The 16,095-nt window shown below is 71.6% G+C and carries 14 protein-coding genes; 5 read left to right on the top strand and 9 right to left on the bottom strand.

Annotated features, from left to right (window positions below; translation table 11 throughout):
- Positions 1–166 precede the first annotated feature (166 nt).
- Positions 167–1,501 carry a 4-aminobutyrate--2-oxoglutarate transaminase gene (gene gabT / locus KBY47_RS28830; protein WP_210926071.1) on the top strand — a complete coding sequence of 445 codons (1,335 nt, stop codon included), beginning with the start codon at positions 167–169 and terminating at the stop codon, positions 1,499–1,501.
- A gap of 411 nt (positions 1,502–1,912) precedes the next feature.
- On the top strand, positions 1,913–2,581 hold the full coding sequence (locus KBY47_RS28825) for a phosphatase PAP2 family protein (protein ID WP_210926069.1): 669 nt from the start codon (positions 1,913–1,915) through the stop codon (positions 2,579–2,581).
- On the opposite strand, the gene KBY47_RS28820 is transcribed toward KBY47_RS28825, so the two are convergent.
- The 8 genes from KBY47_RS28820 to KBY47_RS28785 form a co-directional block, all read right to left on the bottom strand.
- Positions 2,520–4,316 (bottom strand): chitinase, encoded by a 1,797-nt coding sequence (locus tag KBY47_RS28820; RefSeq protein ID WP_210926067.1) that lies wholly within the window; start codon positions 4,314–4,316, stop codon positions 2,520–2,522. The two genes, KBY47_RS28825 and KBY47_RS28820, sit on opposite strands and share 62 nt — an antisense overlap.
- An 86-nt stretch (positions 4,317–4,402) precedes the next feature.
- On the bottom strand, positions 4,403–4,879 hold the full coding sequence (locus tag KBY47_RS28815) for a hypothetical protein (protein ID WP_210926065.1): 477 nt from the start codon (positions 4,877–4,879) through the stop codon (positions 4,403–4,405).
- A 126-nt stretch (positions 4,880–5,005) separates the two neighbouring features.
- Positions 5,006–6,439 (bottom strand): FAD-binding oxidoreductase, encoded by a 1,434-nt coding sequence (locus KBY47_RS28810; RefSeq protein ID WP_210926063.1) that lies wholly within the window; start codon positions 6,437–6,439, stop codon positions 5,006–5,008.
- A 12-nt stretch (positions 6,440–6,451) separates the two neighbouring features.
- Positions 6,452–7,255 (bottom strand): ABC transporter permease, encoded by an 804-nt coding sequence (locus KBY47_RS28805; protein WP_210926061.1) that lies wholly within the window; start codon positions 7,253–7,255, stop codon positions 6,452–6,454.
- Positions 7,256–8,188, bottom strand: a complete 933-nt coding sequence (locus KBY47_RS28800; RefSeq protein ID WP_210926059.1) for an ABC transporter permease — start codon at positions 8,186–8,188, stop codon at positions 7,256–7,258.
- Positions 8,188–9,330, bottom strand: coding sequence for an ABC transporter ATP-binding protein (locus KBY47_RS28795; RefSeq protein WP_210926058.1), 1,143 nt, complete (start codon positions 9,328–9,330; stop codon positions 8,188–8,190). Before KBY47_RS28795 ends, KBY47_RS28800 begins: the two co-directional genes overlap by 1 nt.
- Positions 9,331–9,334: 4 nt before the next feature.
- A complete protein-coding gene (locus KBY47_RS28790; protein ID WP_210926056.1) occupies positions 9,335–10,582 on the bottom strand; it encodes a PotD/PotF family extracellular solute-binding protein in 1,248 nt (415 codons plus the stop codon).
- Positions 10,583–10,637: 55 nt separating this feature from the next.
- Complete coding sequence (locus KBY47_RS28785) at positions 10,638–12,173, bottom strand: gamma-aminobutyraldehyde dehydrogenase (RefSeq protein WP_210926054.1); 1,536 nt, start codon at positions 12,171–12,173, stop codon at positions 10,638–10,640.
- Positions 12,174–12,381: 208 nt separating this feature from the next.
- Between KBY47_RS28785 and KBY47_RS28780 the strand changes: the two genes are divergently transcribed.
- Positions 12,382–12,939, top strand: coding sequence for an NADAR family protein (locus KBY47_RS28780; protein ID WP_210926052.1), 558 nt, complete (start codon positions 12,382–12,384; stop codon positions 12,937–12,939).
- Positions 12,940–12,980: 41 nt separating this feature from the next.
- Here the strand turns inward: KBY47_RS28780 and KBY47_RS28775 are convergent, their stop codons facing one another.
- Positions 12,981–14,087: a DUF4190 domain-containing protein gene (locus tag KBY47_RS28775; RefSeq protein WP_210926050.1), complete on the bottom strand. Its 1,107-nt coding sequence runs from the start codon at positions 14,085–14,087 to the stop codon at positions 12,981–12,983.
- 195 nt (positions 14,088–14,282) lie between these two features.
- On the opposite strand from KBY47_RS28775, the gene KBY47_RS28770 reads away from it, so the two are divergent.
- Together KBY47_RS28770 and KBY47_RS28765 are read left to right on the top strand one after the other, a co-directional pair.
- Entirely contained in the window at positions 14,283–15,344 is a 1,062-nt protein-coding gene (locus tag KBY47_RS28770; protein WP_210926048.1) for an adenosine deaminase, read from the top strand.
- Positions 15,344–16,069: a glycerophosphodiester phosphodiesterase gene (locus KBY47_RS28765; protein WP_210926046.1), complete on the top strand. Its 726-nt coding sequence runs from the start codon at positions 15,344–15,346 to the stop codon at positions 16,067–16,069. Before KBY47_RS28770 ends, KBY47_RS28765 begins: the two co-directional genes overlap by 1 nt.
- The last annotated feature ends 26 nt before the right edge of the window (positions 16,070–16,095 follow it).

The following is a 16,095-nucleotide window of genomic DNA, read 5'->3' as shown; positions in this document are numbered from 1 at the left end:
CCGCTTACGTGGCCGGTGCGGTGCCGTTGGACCGGGTACGGCTATGTCCACCACGGACAACCGGCCCCCCGGACAACGCCCAGATGGAGCATGCCCACCCCCTGCTGCCCGCCCTAGCCTGCGAAAAAAGGAAGCAAGCGTCCCGTAACACCCCCAGGAGCCCCGCATGACCGCACTTCCCCAGGAGCGCCGCGTCGTCACCGCCATTCCCGGCCCGAAGTCGCAGGAGCTTCAGGCCCGCCGTACCGCCGCGGTCGCCCAGGGCGTGGGCTCCGTGCTGCCGGTGTTCACCGCGCGGGCGGGCGGCGGGATCATCGAGGACGTCGACGGCAACCGGCTGATCGACTTCGGCTCCGGCATCGCCGTGACCTCCGTCGGCGCCTCCGCCGAGGCCGTCGTACGCCGCGCCGCCGCGCAGCTCGCCGACTTCACCCACACCTGCTTCATGGTCACGCCGTACGAGGGCTACGTCGAGGTCGCCGAGGCGCTCGCGGAGCTGACGCCGGGCGACCACGCCAAGAAGTCGGCGCTGTTCAACAGCGGCGCGGAGGCCGTCGAGAACGCCGTCAAGATCGCCCGCGCGTACACCAAGCGCCAGGCCGTCGTCGTCTTCGACCACGGCTACCACGGCCGTACGAACCTCACCATGGCCCTGACGGCGAAGAACATGCCGTACAAGCACGGCTTCGGCCCGTTCGCGCCCGAGGTCTACCGCGTCCCCGTGGCCTACGGCTACCGCTGGCCGACCGGCCCGGAGAACGCCGGTCCCGAGGCCGCCGCGCAGGCCATCGACCAGATCACCAAGCAGGTCGGCCCGGAGAACGTCGCCGCGATCATCATCGAGCCGGTGCTCGGCGAGGGCGGCTTCATCGAGCCCGCCAAGGGCTTCCTCCCGGCGATCCGCGAGTTCGCCTCCGCCCACGGCATCGTCTTCGTCGCGGACGAGATCCAGTCCGGGTTCTGCCGCACCGGCCAGTGGTTCGCCTGCGAGGACGAGGGCATCGTCCCCGACCTGATCACCACCGCCAAGGGCATCGCGGGCGGCCTCCCGCTCGCCGCCGTCACCGGCCGCGCCGAGATCATGGACGCCGCCCACGCGGGCGGCCTCGGCGGCACCTACGGCGGCAACCCGGTCGCCTGCGCCGGTGCGCTCGGCGCCATCGAGACGATGAAGGAGCTGGACCTCAACGCCAGGGCCAGGGCCATCGAGGCGACCATGAAGGCCCGCCTGACCGCCATGGCCGAGAAGTACGACGTCATCGGCGACGTCCGGGGCCGCGGCGCGATGATCGCCATCGAGCTGGTCAAGGACCGCGCGACCAAGGAGCCGAACCCCGGGGCGACCGCCGCCCTCGCCAAGGCCTGCCACGCCGAGGGCCTGCTGGTCCTGACCTGTGGCACCTACGGCAACGTCCTGCGCTTCCTGCCCCCGCTGGTGATCGGCGAGGACCTGCTGAACGAGGGCCTCGACATCCTCGAGCAGGCGCTCGCGGGGATCTGAGCAGGGCCCTCTTCTCTGGCGGACCGTGTGAAGAAGGTGTGCGGGGTGGATGACAGGAGGCCGATCCGGCTGTCCTGCGTCCACCCCCTGCCGTAGGTTCTACCCAGATGAGAGATACACCCGCTCACAGGGCACTGTGAGCGGCATCAGGCCGGGGCCTCCCCAGCTTCGACCTGGTCGTGCCTCGCGCACACAACCGGGGCCCTCGGCTCCGGGTCTCCTCACCGATCGGACGGTCGCCCGCCCCAGACCCCCCGGGGCGCGCGACGTTCCGATCCGGACGGCCGCTTCGGCGCCGCCCACTGAAGGGCCAGCGCAAACCCCCCCTTGCGCTGGCCCTTCAGCGTGTTCCGGACGCCCACGGCCGTTGGTCCTCGCCGTCCTCGCGCGCCCGCGTGATCGAATGCCCCCATGCCGGACAGCCCGATCCCCCCTCGAAGGTCCCTCGCGCTCAGCACCGCGGCAGCGGTCGTCTTCGCCCTCGTCACCTGGCAGGTAGCCGTGGACGGCCCGCTGCTGGACGCCGATGAGCGGGCCGGGCGGGAGTTCGTGCGGCGGGGGTGGCTCGCCGAGTTGTTCGCCGATCTGGGTGGGGTGCCGGTGGCGGTGCCCGTGCTGCTGGTGGTCGCGGTGGGCACCGCCTGGTGGGCTCGCGCCCGGGGGGTGCGGCGGTGGTGGCTGCCCGGGGTGGTCGCCGTGGGCGCGATGGCGCTCGTGCCCCTCGTCGTCGTGCCCCTGAAGGAGCTGACCGACCGGGGCGGCACCGCCGTGACCCCCGGAACCGGGTTCTACCCCTCCGGCCACACCGCCACCGCCGCCGTCGCCTACGGCTGCGCCGCCCTGCTGGTGCTGCCGTGGCTGCGCGGCCGTCGGGGGCGTCGGTGGCTGGTGGGCGGGTGTCTGGCCGTGAATCTCGGGGTCGGGGCGGGGCTGGTGCGGCAGGGGTACCACTGGCCGTTGGACGTGGTGGGCAGCTGGTGCCTGGCCGTGCTGCTGCTCACCGCCTTCGCGGGTGTCGTCAGCCGAAGTAGTTGTCGAACGTCCGCTGGAACTCCCAGCCGTCGAAGCGGTCCCAGTTGATCGACCAGGTCATCAGGCCGCGCAGGGACGGCCAGGTGCCGTGGGTGGCGTACGAGCCGCAGCTCTGTTTCTTCGTCAGGCAGTCGAGGGTCTTCACGACCTCGGCCGGCGGCACGTGGCCGTTGCCCGCGTTGGTGGTGGCGGGCATGCCGATGGCGATCTGGTCGGGGCGCAGGGGTGGGAAGACGTTGTTCGTGTCGCCCGCCACGGGGAAGCCCGTCAGGAGCATGTCGGTCATGGCGATGTGGAAGTCCGCGCCGCCCATGGAGTGGTACTGGTTGTCGAGGCCCATGACCGGGCCGGAGTTGTAGTCCTGGACGTGGAGGAGGGTGAGGTCGTCGCGCAGCGCGTGGATGACCGGGAGGTAGGCCCCGGCGCGCGGGTCCTGGCCGCCCCAGGGGCCCGTTCCGTAGAACTGGTAGCCGAGTTGGACGAAGAACGTCTCCGGTGCCATGGTGAGGACGAAGTCGTCGCCGTATCTGGCCTTCAGGGTCTTCAGGGCCTGGATCAGGTTCACGATCACCGGGGTCTTCGGGTTCCTGAAGTCGGTGTCGTCGGTGTCGAGGGAGAGCGAGTGGCCCTCGAAGTCGATGTCGAGGCCGTCCAGGCCGTACTCGTCGATGATCTTCGAGACCGATGACACGAAGGTGTCCCTCGCCGCCGTGGTCGTCAGGCGGACCTGGCCGTTCTGGCCGCCTATGGAGATCAGGACCTTCTTGCCCGCCGCCTGCTTGGCCCTGATCGCCGCCTTGAAGTCCGCGTCGCTCTCGACGTTCGGGCACTCCGTCGCCGGGCAGCGGTCGAAGCGGATGTCCCCCGAGGTGACCGAGGTCGGTTCGCCGAAGGCCAGGTCGATGACGTCCCAGCTGTCGGGGACGTCGGCGAGGCGGGTGTAGCCGGAGCCGTTGGCGAAGGTGGCGTGGAGGTAGCCGACCAGGGCGTGCGGCGGGAGGTCGGAGGGGCCGCCTCCGGAGCCGGGGGACGTGGTCGCGGTGACCGTCGCGGAGCGCGCCGATTCGCCCGCGTCGTTGAGGGCCGCCACCTGGAACGCGTACGGCGTCTGGGGGGACAGGCCGGTCACGGTGGTGGAGGTGCCGGTGACCGTCCGGGTGCGCGTGCCGTCGCGGTAGAGGGCGTAGCCGGTCGCGCCGGGTACCGGGGACCAGGAGAGGGCGACCGTGGAGGAGGTGACCGTGCCGGTGCGCAGGCCGGTGGGCGGGGCGGGGGGCTGGCCGGGGTCGGTGGACGGGCCCGTGAGGGAGATGTCGTCGGCGTGGTAGGCGCCGGTGCCGTACCAGCCGTGGGTGTAGACCGTCACGCGGGTGGTGCTGGGGCCGGTGCGGAAGGTCGTGGTGAGCGGCTGCCAGGTGGGGGCGGACTGGGTCCAGGCCGACACGTCGGTGGTGCCGGTGCCGCTCGCGCCGACGTAGACGTACGAGCCCTGCACATGGGCCATCAGGGTGTACTGGGAGTCCGGGCGGACCGTCACCGTCTGCGCGCACCGGGCGTTGTCACTGCCCGCCGGGGTGGCCCGCAGTGCCGCACTTCCGCTGCGCACGGGTGAGCCGACGGTGGTGGCCGCCGTGCAGGTCCAGCCGCCGAGACCGGTTTCGAAGCCCCCGTTGGCGATCAGGTCCGCGTCGGCCGCACGGGCGGCCGACGAGAGCGCGGTGATGCCGGGGACGGTCAGGACGGCGGCCGTGAGCACGGCCAGCAGGGGTCTGGTGCGGTCCACAAGTGCCTCCGGGGGTGGGGGAATTGGAGGGTGGAGCGCCCCACAGCTTGGTCCAGACCAATTAAGTGGTCAAGACCTCCGGACGGTCACCCCTGTTCCTCTTCCTCCCCCTGCCGGCCCGGCCTGGCGGCCAGCCCCGCCGCCGCCTCGTGCATCGCCAGTTCCAGCAGTGCCGGATCGGTGAGGGTGCCGGAGCCGTCCGGTGGGATCAGCCAGCGGACGCCGCCGGTGGCGCGGCCCGGGTAGGGGACGACGATCCAGGTGCCCGACCCGGCGGTGCGGATGCCGGTGCCGAGCCAGCGGGACGCGGTGCCCGGTGGCACCAGGAAGCCCATCCGGGCGTCGCCGAAGTCGGCGAGGACCGGGCCGGGCTGGTCGAGGATGCGGGTGAGGACGTCGAGGGTGGGGTAGCCGAGGTCGCCCGGCAGGATCAGTACGTCCCAGGCGCGGCCCGCCGGGAGCAGCACCACCCCGTGCGGGTTGCGTTCCCATTCCCAGCGGCACGCCTCCGGGTCCGGTGCCACCGATACCAGCCACTCGACGGGCGTCTTCCCACCAGCCATGAGGGACCTCCCTCTCTCCATGGACGCGGCGGTCGCGTCAGGGGGGAGAGGGAGGTCCCCGGAGGAGCATTACGCGGGTTCTGGTGACCCGTTGGGGTGAAGCGGGTCACGCCCCGCCCTTCGTGGTCAGCTGTCGAAGCCCAGGCCCAGCCGGTCCAGCGTCCGCAGCCACAGGTTGCGCCGCCCCTCGTGGGCGTCCGCGCGGGCCAGGGACCACTTGGTGAGGGCGATCCCGGTCCAGGCGAACGGCTCCGGCGGGAACGGCAGGGGCTTGGTGCGCACCATCTCCAGCGCGGTGCGCTCCGTGCGCTCCCCCGCCAGCAGGTCCAGCATCACGTCGGCGCCGAACCGGGTGGCGCCCACCCCGAGGCCGGTGTAGCCCGCCGCGTAGGCGACCCGGCCGCCGTGGGCGGTGCCGAAGAACGCCGAGAAGCGCGAGCAGGTGTCGATGGCGCCACCCCACGCGTGGGTGAAGCGGACGCCCTCCAGCTGCGGGAAGCAGGTGAAGAAGTGCCCGGCGAGCTTGGCGTAGGTCTCCGGGCGGTCGTCGTACTCGGCGCGCACCCGGCCGCCGTAGGGGTAGACCGCGTCGTAGCCGCCCCACAGGATCCGGTTGTCGGCGGAGAGGCGGAAGTAGTGGAACTGGTTGGCGCTGTCACCGAGGCCCTGGCGGTTGTTCCAGCCGATCGAGGCCAGCTGGCCGGCGGTGAGGGGCTCGGTCATCAGCGCGTAGTCGTAGACCGGGACGGTGTAGGAGCGGACCCGTCTGACCAGGTTCGGGAAGACGTTGGTGCCGAGCGCGACCCGGCGGGCCCGGACGCGGCCGTAGGGGGTGGTCACGGCCATACCGGCGCCGTGCGGCTTCAGGGTGAGGGCGGGGGTGTGCTCGTAGAGGCGTACGCCGAGGCGCAGGCACGCCTGTTTCAGGCCCCAGGCCAGCTTGGCGGGGTTGAGCAGGGCGACGCCTCGGCGGTCGTGCAGGCCCGCCTGGAAGGTGGGTGAGGCGACCTGTGCGCGGACGGCGTCGGCGTCCAGGAACTCGACGCCGTCGGCGAGGCCGTGGCGCCGCATCTCCTCGTACCAGTCGCGCAGTTCACGGGCCTGGTACGGCTCGGTGGCGACGTCGATCTCGCCGGTGCGTTCGAAGTCGCAGTCGATGCCGTGCCGGGCGACCGCCGCCTCGATCCCGTCGAGGTTGCGGGCGCCCAGCCGCTCCAGCTGGTGGATCTCCCCCGGCCAGCGGGCCAGCCCGTTGGCCAGCCCATGGGTGAGGGAGGCGGCGCAGAAGCCGCCGTTGCGGCCGGAGGCGGCCCAGCCCACCTCGCGGCCCTCGACCAGGACCACGTCCCGCCCCGGGTCGCGCTCCTTGGCGCCCAGCGCGGTCCACAGTCCGCTGTAGCCGCCGCCGACGACCAGCAGGTCGCAGGTCTCGTTGCCGGTGAGCGCGGGTTCGGGGCGTGGCCTGCCCGGGTCGTCCAGCCAGTACGGGACCGGCTGGGCGTCGGAAAGGGACTTCGTCCAGTTGGTGTTCTCGCTGCGGCTCATGGCGCTGGGGGCCATGATTTCAACTCCCTACGCGGACTTCTGCTTGGTGCGGCGGCTGCTGATGACCATGGAGGCCACCACCAGCAGTACGGCGATCAGGAACATGGCCGTACCGACGACATTGATCTGCACGGGCGTACCGCGCTGCGCCGAGCCCCAGACGAACATGGGGAAGGTGACGGTCGCGCCCGAGTTGAAGTTGGTGATGATGAAATCGTCGAAGGAGAGCGCGAAGGCCAGCAGCGCGCCCGCCGCGATCCCGGGTGCCGCGATCGGCAGGGTGACCCGCAGGAACGTCTGCACCGGACCGGCGTACAGGTCCTGCGCCGCCTGTTCCAGCCTCGGGTCCATCGACATCACGCGCGCCTTGACGGCGACGACGACGAAACTGAGGCAGAACATGATGTGGGCGATCAGGATCGTCCAGAAGCCGAGCTGGGCGCCCATGTTGAGGAACAGGGTGAGCAGCGAGGCCGCCATCACGACCTCGGGCATCGCCATCGGCAGGAAGATCAGCGAGTTGATCGGGCCGCGGGCGCGGAACCGGTAGCGGACCAGTGCGAAGGCGATCATCGTGCCGAGGAGGGTGGCGCCGAGGGTCGCCCAGAAGGCGATCTGGAGGCTGAGGGTGAGCGAGTCGCACAGGCCCGCGACACCGCAGGGGTCCTTCCAGGCGTCCAGGGAGAACTTCTGCCACTCGTAGTTGAAGCGGCCCTTGGGATCGTTGAACGAGAAGACGGTGACGATGACGTTCGGCAGGAGGAGGTATCCGAGCGTCAGCAGTCCCGCGATGACGACGAGGTGGCGCTTGAGCCAGTTGACGAAGGCCATTTAAACCAGGTCCTCCGTCCCCGACCTGCGGATGTAGAGCGTGACCATGATGAGGATCGCGAACATCAGGATGAAGGAGAGCGCGGCGGCCGTCGGATAGTCGAGGATCCTCAGGAACTGCGACTGGATGACGTTTCCGATCATTCTGGTGTCGGTGGAGCCGAGCAGGTCGGCGTTGACGTAGTCGCCGGTGGCCGGGATGAAGGTCAGCAGCGTGCCGGAGACGACTCCGGGCATCGACAGCGGGAAGGTGACCCGGCGGAAGGTGGTGGAGGGACGCGCGTACAGGTCGTTCGCGGCCTCGTGGAGCCGGGGGTCGATGCGCTCCAGCGAGGTGTACAGCGGCAGGATCATGAACGGCAGGAAGTTGTACGTCAGACCGCACACGACCGCCAGCGGGGTGGCCAGCACGCGGTCGCCCGCGGTGATGCCGAGCCAGCTGGTGACGTCCAGGACGTGCAGCGCGTTCAGCGCGCCGACGACCGGTCCGCCGTCCGCGAGGATCGTCTTCCAGGCGAGGGTGCGGATCAGGAAGCTGGTGAAGAACGGCGCGATCACCAGAATCATGATCAGGTTCCGCCAGCGGCCCGCGCGGAAGGCGATCAGGTACGCCAGCGGGTAGCCGAGCAGCAGGCACAGGAAGGTGGCGGTCCCGGCGTACAGCACCGAGCGCAGGAACTGCGGCCAGTAGTCGGTCAGGGCGTCCCAGTAGGTGGCGAAGTGCCAGGTGACCTCGTAGCCCTCCTCAAGGGAGCCCGTCTGCACGGACGTGGAGGCCTGGTAGATCACCGGCAGGGCGAAGAAGACCAGCAGCCAGAGGATGCCGGGGAGCAGCAGCAGGTACGGCGTCCAGCGGCCGCGTCTGCGGGGTGGTTTCCGCTCCGGCGCGGTGGGGCTGAGAGGCGGTGGCGCCTCGGTGAGCGTCGTCGTCATCACACCGCCTCTTCCACTCCGGCCTCGCGGTCCTGGCTGGCGTCCAGGCCGAAGGTGTGCGCCGGGCTCCAGTGCAGGACGACCTCGGCGCCAGGGGCGAGGCGGGCGTCACGGTCGACGTTCTGCACGTAGACGGCGAGTTCGGCACCGGCCGGGCTGTCGACGACGTACTGGGTGGAGACCCCGATGAAGCTGGCGTCGGCGATCTTGCCGGTGACGCGGTTGCGGCCCGCCGGGATCTCGCCCGCGTCGTCGGCGTGGGTGAGGGAGATCTTCTCCGGGCGCACGCCGACCAGCACCTTGCCGCCCGTCGCCGCGGGCGCCGAGCAGCGGCCGGTGGGCAGGGTGAGCTTGCCGCCGCCCGCCTTGAGGACGATCTCGTCGCCGCTGGTGGTGTCGACCTCGGCCTCGATGAGGTTGGAGGTGCCGAGGAAGTTGGCGACGAAGGTGGTGGCCGGGTTCTCGTAGAGGTCGGCGGGGGCGCCGAGCTGCTCGACGCGGCCCGCGTTCATCACGGCGACGCGGTCGGCCATGGTCATGGCCTCCTCCTGGTCGTGCGTGACGTGGATGAAGGTGATGCCGACCTCGGTCTGGATGCGCTTCAGCTCCAGCTGCATCTGGCGGCGCAGCTTCAGGTCGAGGGCGCCCAGCGGCTCGTCGAGGAGGAGCACCTTGGGGTGGTTGATCAGCGCGCGGGCGACCGCGACGCGCTGCTGCTGGCCACCGGAGAGCTGGTGCGGCTTCTTGCGGGCCTGCTCGCCGAGCTGCACCAGGTCGAGCATCTCCTCGACCTGCTTCTTCACGCTCTTGATGCCGCGCCGGCGCAGCCCGAAGGCGACGTTCTCGAAGATGTCGAGGTGCGGGAAGAGCGCGTAGGACTGGAAGACCGTGTTCACCGGCCGCTTGTACGGCGGCAGCCCCGTCACGTCCTGGTCACCGAGGTGGACGGTGCCCGAGGTGGGCTCCTCCAGGCCCGCGATCATGCGCAGGGTGGTGGTCTTGCCGCAGCCGGAGGCGCCGAGCAGGGCGAAGAACGAGCCCTGCGGGACGGTCAGGTCGAGCGGTTGTACGGCGGTGAAGGCGCCGTAGGTCTTGCTGATGCCGGAGAGGCGGACGTCGCCGCTGTTGTCTGTCGTCGTCATCTCGTCACGCCCCTGTGAGCTTCGCGAACTTCTCTTCGTAGGCCGTCTCTTCCTTCGCGCTCAGGGAGCGGAAGGCACGGGACTTCGCGGCCATGTCCTTGTCGGGGAGGATCAGCGGGTTGTTCGCCGCCTCCTCGTCGATCTTCGCCAGCTCGTCCTTCACCCCGTCGACGGGACACACGTAGTTGATGTACGCGGCGAGCTGGGCGGCCGGGCCCGGCTCGTAGTAGAAGTCGATGAGGCGTTCGGCGTTGGTCTTGTGCCGGGCCTTGTTGGGGACCAGGAGGTTGTCCGTCGACGTCATGTAGCCGCTGTCGGGGATCAGGAAGTCCACGTCGGGGCTGTCCGCCTTGAGCTGTACGACGTCACCGGCCCACGCGAGACACGCGGCGAAGTCGCCCTTGGTGAGGTCGGCGGTGTAGTCGTTGCCGGTGAAGCGGCGGATCTGCCCCTTGTCGACGGCCTTCTGGAGGCGGGCCACCGCCGCGTCGAAGTCGTCGTCGCTGAACTTGCCGGGGTCCTTGCCCATGTCGAGCAGGGTCATCCCGATGCTGTCGCGCATCTCGGAGAGGAAGCCGACCTTGCCCTTGAGCCGGGGGTTGTCGAGCAGGTCGGAGACCGACCGCACCTCCTGGCCGTCCAGCGCCTTCTTGTTGTAGGCGATGACCGTGGAGATACCGGTCCAGGGGTAGGAGTACGCCCGTCCCGGGTCCCAGTCCGGGCTGCGGAACTGCTGGGAGAGGTTGGCGTAGGCGGTCGGCAGGTTGGACGGGTCCAGTTTCTGGACCCACCCGAAGCGGATCAGCCGGGCGGCGAGCCAGTCGGTGACGCAGATCAGGTCGCGTCCGGTCTCCTGACCGGCGGCGAGCTGCGGCTTGATCTTGCCGAAGAACTCGACGTTGTCGTTGATGTCCTCGGTGTACTTGACCGTGACGCCGGTCCGCCGCTTGAACTCGTCGAGCGTGGGGTGGTGCCGCTCGCTGTCGTCGACGTCCATGTACTCGGTCCAGTTGGAGAAGCTGACGGTCTTCTCCTTCTCCGAGTGGTCCTCGGCGGAGACGCCGCCCTCGGACTGGCCCGCGGGCGGGATGCCGCAGGCGCTGAGCGCGCCCAGGCCGCCGACCGTGAGCGCGCCGCCCGCGGAGGCGCGCAGCAGCGAACGGCGGGTCAGGGAGGCCCTGCCGCGTCGGAAACTGCGCCGCATGGCGGCCACTTGGGCCGGGGACAGGCGGTCGGGCTCGTACTGCTCCATGCGCGTGGTGCCCTTTCGGGAGGGTAGGCGGCCGTGGGTCAGACGGCCTGAGTTGCTATCGGTCCCCGAAGATCGTCCGGTGCCAGTCCTTCCTGGCGACCGCGGTGTTGTCGTACATGACGTGCTTGATCTGCGTGTACTCCTCGAAGGAGTAGGCGGACATGTCCTTGCCGAAGCCCGAGGCCTTGTAGCCCCCGTGCGGCATCTCGCTGATGATCGGGATGTGGTCGTTGATCCACACGCACCCGGCCCTGATCTCGCGCGTGGCGCGGCCCGCCCGGTAGACGTCCCGGCTCCAGGCCGAGGCGGCGAGACCGTACGGGGTGTCGTTGGCGAGGGCGATGCCCTCGTCGTCGCCGTCGAAGGGGAGGACGACGAGCACCGGGCCGAAGATCTCCGACTGCACGATCTCGCTGTCCTGGGCGGCGTCGGTGACGAGGGTGGGCCGGTAGTAGGCGCCGTCCTTCAGCTCGCCCTGGGGTGCCTCACCGCCGGTGACCACGCGCGCGTAGCCGCGCGCCCGGTCGACGAAGGCGGCGACGCGGTCCCGCTGGACGTGCGAGATGAGCGGACCGAGGTCGGTGCCGGGGGCGAAGGGGTCGCCCAGGCGGACGGTCTCCATGAGCGCGGCGGTCCGCTCGACGAAGGCGTCGTAGAGGGGCCGCTGCACGTACGCGCGCGTGGCGGCCGTGCAGTCCTGCCCGGTGTTGATGAGCGCGCCCGCGACCGCGCCGTGCACCGCGGCCTCCAGGTCGGCGTCGTCGAAGACCAGGAAGGGCGCCTTACCGCCCAGCTCCAGGTGGAGGCGCTTGACGGTGGCGGTGGCGATCTCGGCGACGCGCTTGCCGACGGCGGTGGAGCCGGTGAAGGAGGTCATGGCGACGTCGGGATGGCCGACGAGGTGCTCGCCCGCTTCCTTGCCGGTGCCGGTGACGATGTTGACGACCCCGTCCGGGATGCCCGCGTCGGTGGCGGCCTGCGCGAAGAGGAGGGAGGTGAGCGGGGTCAGCTCGGCGGGCTTCAGGACGATGGTGTTGCCCGCGGCGATCGCCGGGAGGATCTTCCAGGCGGCCATCTGGAGGGGGTAGTTCCAGGGCGCGATGGAGCCGACGACACCGATGGGCTCACGGCGGACGTACGAGGTGTGGTCGCCGGAGTACTCGCCGGCGGACTGCCCCTGGAGGTGCCGGGCGGCACCGGCGAAGAAGGCGGTGTTGTCGATCGTCCCCGGGACGTCGAACTCCCGGGTCAGCTTCAGTGGCTTGCCGCACTGGAGGGACTCGGCGCGGGCGAAGTCCTCGGCGCGTTCGCTGAGGACGGCGGCGAACCGGTGCAGCGCGTCGGACCGCTCGCCGGGGGTGGCGCCCGCCCAGCCGGGGAAGGCCGCGCGGGCGGCGGCGACGGCGGCGTCCACGTCGGCGGGTCCGGCCAGTTCGTAGACGTAGACCTCCTCGCCGATGGCCGGGTCGACGACGGCGTGCGTACGGCCGGAGGTGCCCTTGGTCAGTCGTCCTCCGATGTACTGCGCACCAGCCGCGAGGCGTTCCTGCGCGGGGAACCGTTCCGGGGTCGCTGTGCCCGGGTTGTGCATGTCGCTCTCCTCCGCCGTCGCCCCGTGTCCGAGGGTGGGTGGCGTAGCTCCGGCTCGATTTGAGTGCCGATCCTGACAGAGGAACGGCACTCCAACAAGGGATTCCGTTGTTGCCTTTTGGTTAAGCGACGGAATCTGTCGACCAGGTGTCGAGTGGGGCGGGAAAAGGGGGGACGGAGTGTCAGTGGCGCCTGCCAGACTCGGGTGCATGGAGAAGATCGATTCTCGGGACGCCCTGGTCAGGGAGGTCCGCGCGGGGGCGAGGGTCAGGTACCTGCACTTCTGGGGGCACCGGCCGCGACCCGACGGCCGACTGAGCGCGAGCTGTCTCAGTCAGTGGTGGCCGTCACCGTTCGAGGTGGACGGCGTGCGGTACGCGACGGCGGAGCACTGGATGATGGCCGCCAAGGCCCGTCTCTTCGGCGACGCGGAGGCGGAGCGCGGTGTGCTGTCCGCCGGGCATCCCGCGGCGGCCAAGAAGGCGGGGCGGCTGGTGCGGGGCTTCGACGAGGCGGTGTGGGAGCGCGAGCGCTTCGGCATCGTGGTCGAGGGCAGCGTCCACAAGTTCGCGTCCGGCGAGGAGCTGCGGGGGTTCCTGCTGGGGACGGGCGACCGGGTGCTGGTGGAGGCGAGCCCGATGGACCGGGTGTGGGGCATCGGCCTGACGGCCACGGACGAGGGCGCGTCGGACCCGGAGCGGTGGCGGGGGCTGAACCTGCTGGGGTTCGCGTTGATGGAGGCGCGGGGACGGTTGGCGGCCGGGTAGGCGGGGGCGGCCGACCGCGGTGTTCAGAGCCGCCGCGGTGCTCAGGGCACGAAGATCACGAGTGCGGCCATGCCCAGGGCCAGCAGCATCCCGACCGAACCGCAGATGATCCCGGCCAGGGCCTGGCCCCCGTTGCTGGCCTCGCCCCGGCCGGCCTTCTTCCGGCCGATCGCGCCGAAGACCACCCCGAGCAGACCGAGGATGAAGGCCAGCGGCCACAGACAGAACAGGACGGTCGCGACGATGCCGAGGACCAGCCCGGCCGTACCCATCCCGTTGCTCGGCACGGGGGCCGCACCGGGCCAGCCCGGGTAGCCGGGGTAGCCGGGGTAGCCGCCGTGCTGGTAGGGGGCGGCCGGGTGGACGGGCGGGGCCGGGTGGCCGTAGCCGCCGGGGTAGCCGTAGGCGCTCGGGCCGGGCCCGTCGGGCGCGATGGGCGGCGGGGGGACGGGCGAGTCCTGCGCCGGGGCCGCGAAGGGGTTGGCGGCGCCGGGCCCGTCGTGGGCCGGGGGTGCGAACGGGCCGGGCGGGGCGGCCGGGCTGCTCCAGGGCTGGGGCGGCGGGTAGCCCGCACCGGCGCCGGGCATGGAGGTGACGGTCTGCTGATCGTGCACGGACGGGGGCCGCGCAGGGGTGCGGGCGTCGCCGGTGGACGCAGACGAGGGCCCGGCGGGCGGCGACGAGGGCCCAGCGGGGGGCCGGGCGTCGTCGGCGGGCGGAGCCCAGGGGTCACGCTCCGGGCCCGGTCCGGAGGGGGCGGCCCCCCGGTCGTCCGCCTTGTGCAGCGGCACGCGCGGATCGGCGTCCTGCGACGGCTGACCGTACGGCCCGTGCGGCGTGCCCGAGGCCCAGGGGGTTCCGCCACCGTCCTGCGGCGGCGCCGACGGAGCACCGTCCCGCGGCGCGGCCCACGGCACCCCGCCACCGTCCGGCGGCGGCGCCGACGAGGCACCGTCCCGCGGCCCGGCCCACGACACCCCCTTGCCGTCTGCCGCCGCGGGCCGCGCGTCCGCGTCGCTCACCGGCGGACGCGGACCGCCACGGTCCTCCGGCGCGGCCCACACGTCCCCGCCCTCGGCGCCGCCCGCCGCCCCGCCGTCCCCGCCGCTCGCGTTCTCGGCGGACGGCGGCTGCGGTTCGTCGGACATGGGCGGGTCCCCTCCGTCGGCGGTGCGATCAGGTGCGTCGGCTGCACGGTCACGTCCTTCGACCGTGCCGTCATGCTACGGCGCGGCACGGGCCGCCACGGGACCGGCCTACGATGATCCCGAGTCACCGATCAGCCGATCACCCCGCCCCGCCGCCCCGAGGGCGGCGCGGGGCGCCGTTCCCGGGGAGGAACCTTGCCCGACCATCTCGTCGAGCCGCGCATCCCGCACGACCTGCACGCCTTCATCGCCGGACTGCCGAAGGCCGAACTGCATGTGCACCACGTCGGTTCCGCCTCCCCGCGCATCGTGTCCGCGCTGGCCGCGCGCCACCCGGACTCCAAGGTCCCCACGGACCCCGAGGCCCTGGTCGACTACTTCACGTTCACGGACTTCGCGCACTTCATCGACGTCTACCTGTCGGTGGTCGACCTGATCCGCACCCCGGAGGACGTCCGCCTGCTGACGTACGAGGTGGCGAGGGAGCTGGCCCGGCAGCAGGTGCGCTACGCCGAGCTGACCATCACGCCGTACTCCTCGACCCGGCGCGGGATCGACGAGGCGTCCTTCATGGACGCGATCGAGGACGCCCGCAAGGCGGCGGAGACCGAGTTCGGGACCGTGCTGCGCTGGTGCTTCGACATCCCCGGGGAGGCCGGTCTGGAGTCGGCCGAGGAGACCGTGCGGCTCGCGACCGACGACCGGCTGCGCCCGGAGGGCCTGGTGTCGTTCGGGCTGGGCGGGCCCGAGATCGGCGTGCCGAGGCCGCAGTTCAAGCCGTACTTCGACCGGGCGATCGCCGCGGGGCTGCGGTCGGTGCCGCACGCCGGGGAGACCACCGGCCCGAAGACGGTGTGGGACGCCCTGACGCATCTGCGCGCCGAACGCATCGGGCACGGCACCAGCTCCGCGCGGGACCCCAAGCTGCTGGCGCACCTGGCCGAGCACCGGATCGCGCTGGAGGTCTGCCCGACCTCGAACATCGCGACCCGGGCGGTGGCGAACCTGGACGAGCACCCGATAAAGGAGTTCGTGCGGGCCGGGGTCCTGGTCACCGTCAACTCCGACGACCCGCCGATGTTCGGCACGGACCTCAACAACGAGTACGCGGTCGCCGCCCGGCTGCTGGACCTCGACGAGCGAGGTCTGGCCGAGCTGGCGAAGAACGCCGTGACCGCGTCCTTCCTCGACGAGGCGGGGAAGGCGAAGCTGGCCGCCGAGATCGACGCCTACACCACGGACTGGCTCACCGGCTGATGAACGAGCGTCCACGCCCCGCCCGCCCCCGTACCGTCACCGCGGTGGGCCACCGCGGCGATCCGTACCGCTTCCGGGAGAACACGCTCGACTCGCTGGCCTCCGCGCTCCGCCGGGGCGCGGACGCGGTCGAGATCGACGTACGGCTCACCCGGGACGGTGTCCCGCTGCTGCTGCACGACGGCACGCTGAAGCGGCTGTGGGAGCACGACCGCCCGCTGCTCACACTGTCCGCCGCCGAGGTGGACGGGCTGACGGCGGGCCGGGTGCCGACGCTCACGGACGCGCTCGCCGCGACCGAGGGGCACCGGGTGATGATCGACCTGCCCGGCACCCCGGAGGTGCGGGCGGCCCGCCGGATCGTGGACGTCGTAGGCGAGGCCGGGGCGCGGGACCGCGTCTACTACTGCGCGGGCGCCGAGGCGATGCTCGCGATCCGCGCCGCCGACCCCGACGCCGAGATCGCCCTGACCTGGACGACCCTGGCGCCGCCGCGTCCGGTGCTGCTGGACGCGGTCCGGCCCCGCTGGCTCAACTACCGCTTCCCGCTGGTGGACCGGGCCCTCGCCGACCGGGTCCACGCCGACGGCTACCTGGTGTCGGTGTGGACGCCGGACACCGGTCGGGCGATGCGCCGTCTGATCGCGGCGGGCGTCGACTCGATCACCACGAACCGGGTCGACGTCCTGTGCGCGCTCCGCGAGCGCGCACAGGACCGGCCCTGAGCGTGGACCCCCTCACGGCCGGGCCG

The sequence above is a fragment of the Streptomyces sp. B93 genome (genome assembly GCF_018070565.1).
Classification (GTDB): Bacteria; Actinomycetota; Actinomycetes; order Streptomycetales; family Streptomycetaceae; genus Streptomyces.
This window is presented reverse-complemented; position numbering and strand designations above follow the sequence as displayed.

What these genes read in the sequence shown, in the direction of transcription:
- KBY47_RS28825 (WP_210926069.1), top strand. Translation starts at nt 1,913, where the DNA reads ATGCCGGACAGCCCGATCCCCCCTCGAAGGTCCCTCGCGCTCAGCACC.
- KBY47_RS28790 (WP_210926056.1), bottom strand. Translation starts at nt 10,582, where the DNA reads ATGGAGCAGTACGAGCCCGACCGCCTGTCCCCGGCCCAAGTGGCCGCC.
- KBY47_RS28780 (WP_210926052.1), top strand. Translation starts at nt 12,382, where the DNA reads ATGGAGAAGATCGATTCTCGGGACGCCCTGGTCAGGGAGGTCCGCGCG.
- KBY47_RS28765 (WP_210926046.1), top strand. Translation starts at nt 15,344, where the DNA reads ATGAACGAGCGTCCACGCCCCGCCCGCCCCCGTACCGTCACCGCGGTG.
- gabT (WP_210926071.1), top strand. Translation starts at nt 167, where the DNA reads ATGACCGCACTTCCCCAGGAGCGCCGCGTCGTCACCGCCATTCCCGGC.
- KBY47_RS28805 (WP_210926061.1), bottom strand. Translation starts at nt 7,255, where the DNA reads ATGGCCTTCGTCAACTGGCTCAAGCGCCACCTCGTCGTCATCGCGGGA.
- KBY47_RS28775 (WP_210926050.1), bottom strand. Translation starts at nt 14,087, where the DNA reads ATGTCCGACGAACCGCAGCCGCCGTCCGCCGAGAACGCGAGCGGCGGG.
- KBY47_RS28815 (WP_210926065.1), bottom strand. Translation starts at nt 4,879, where the DNA reads ATGGCTGGTGGGAAGACGCCCGTCGAGTGGCTGGTATCGGTGGCACCG.
- KBY47_RS28785 (WP_210926054.1), bottom strand. Translation starts at nt 12,173, where the DNA reads ATGCACAACCCGGGCACAGCGACCCCGGAACGGTTCCCCGCGCAGGAA.
- KBY47_RS28800 (WP_210926059.1), bottom strand. Translation starts at nt 8,188, where the DNA reads ATGACGACGACGCTCACCGAGGCGCCACCGCCTCTCAGCCCCACCGCG.
- KBY47_RS28810 (WP_210926063.1), bottom strand. Translation starts at nt 6,439, where the DNA reads ATGGCCCCCAGCGCCATGAGCCGCAGCGAGAACACCAACTGGACGAAG.
- KBY47_RS28795 (WP_210926058.1), bottom strand. Translation starts at nt 9,330, where the DNA reads ATGACGACGACAGACAACAGCGGCGACGTCCGCCTCTCCGGCATCAGC.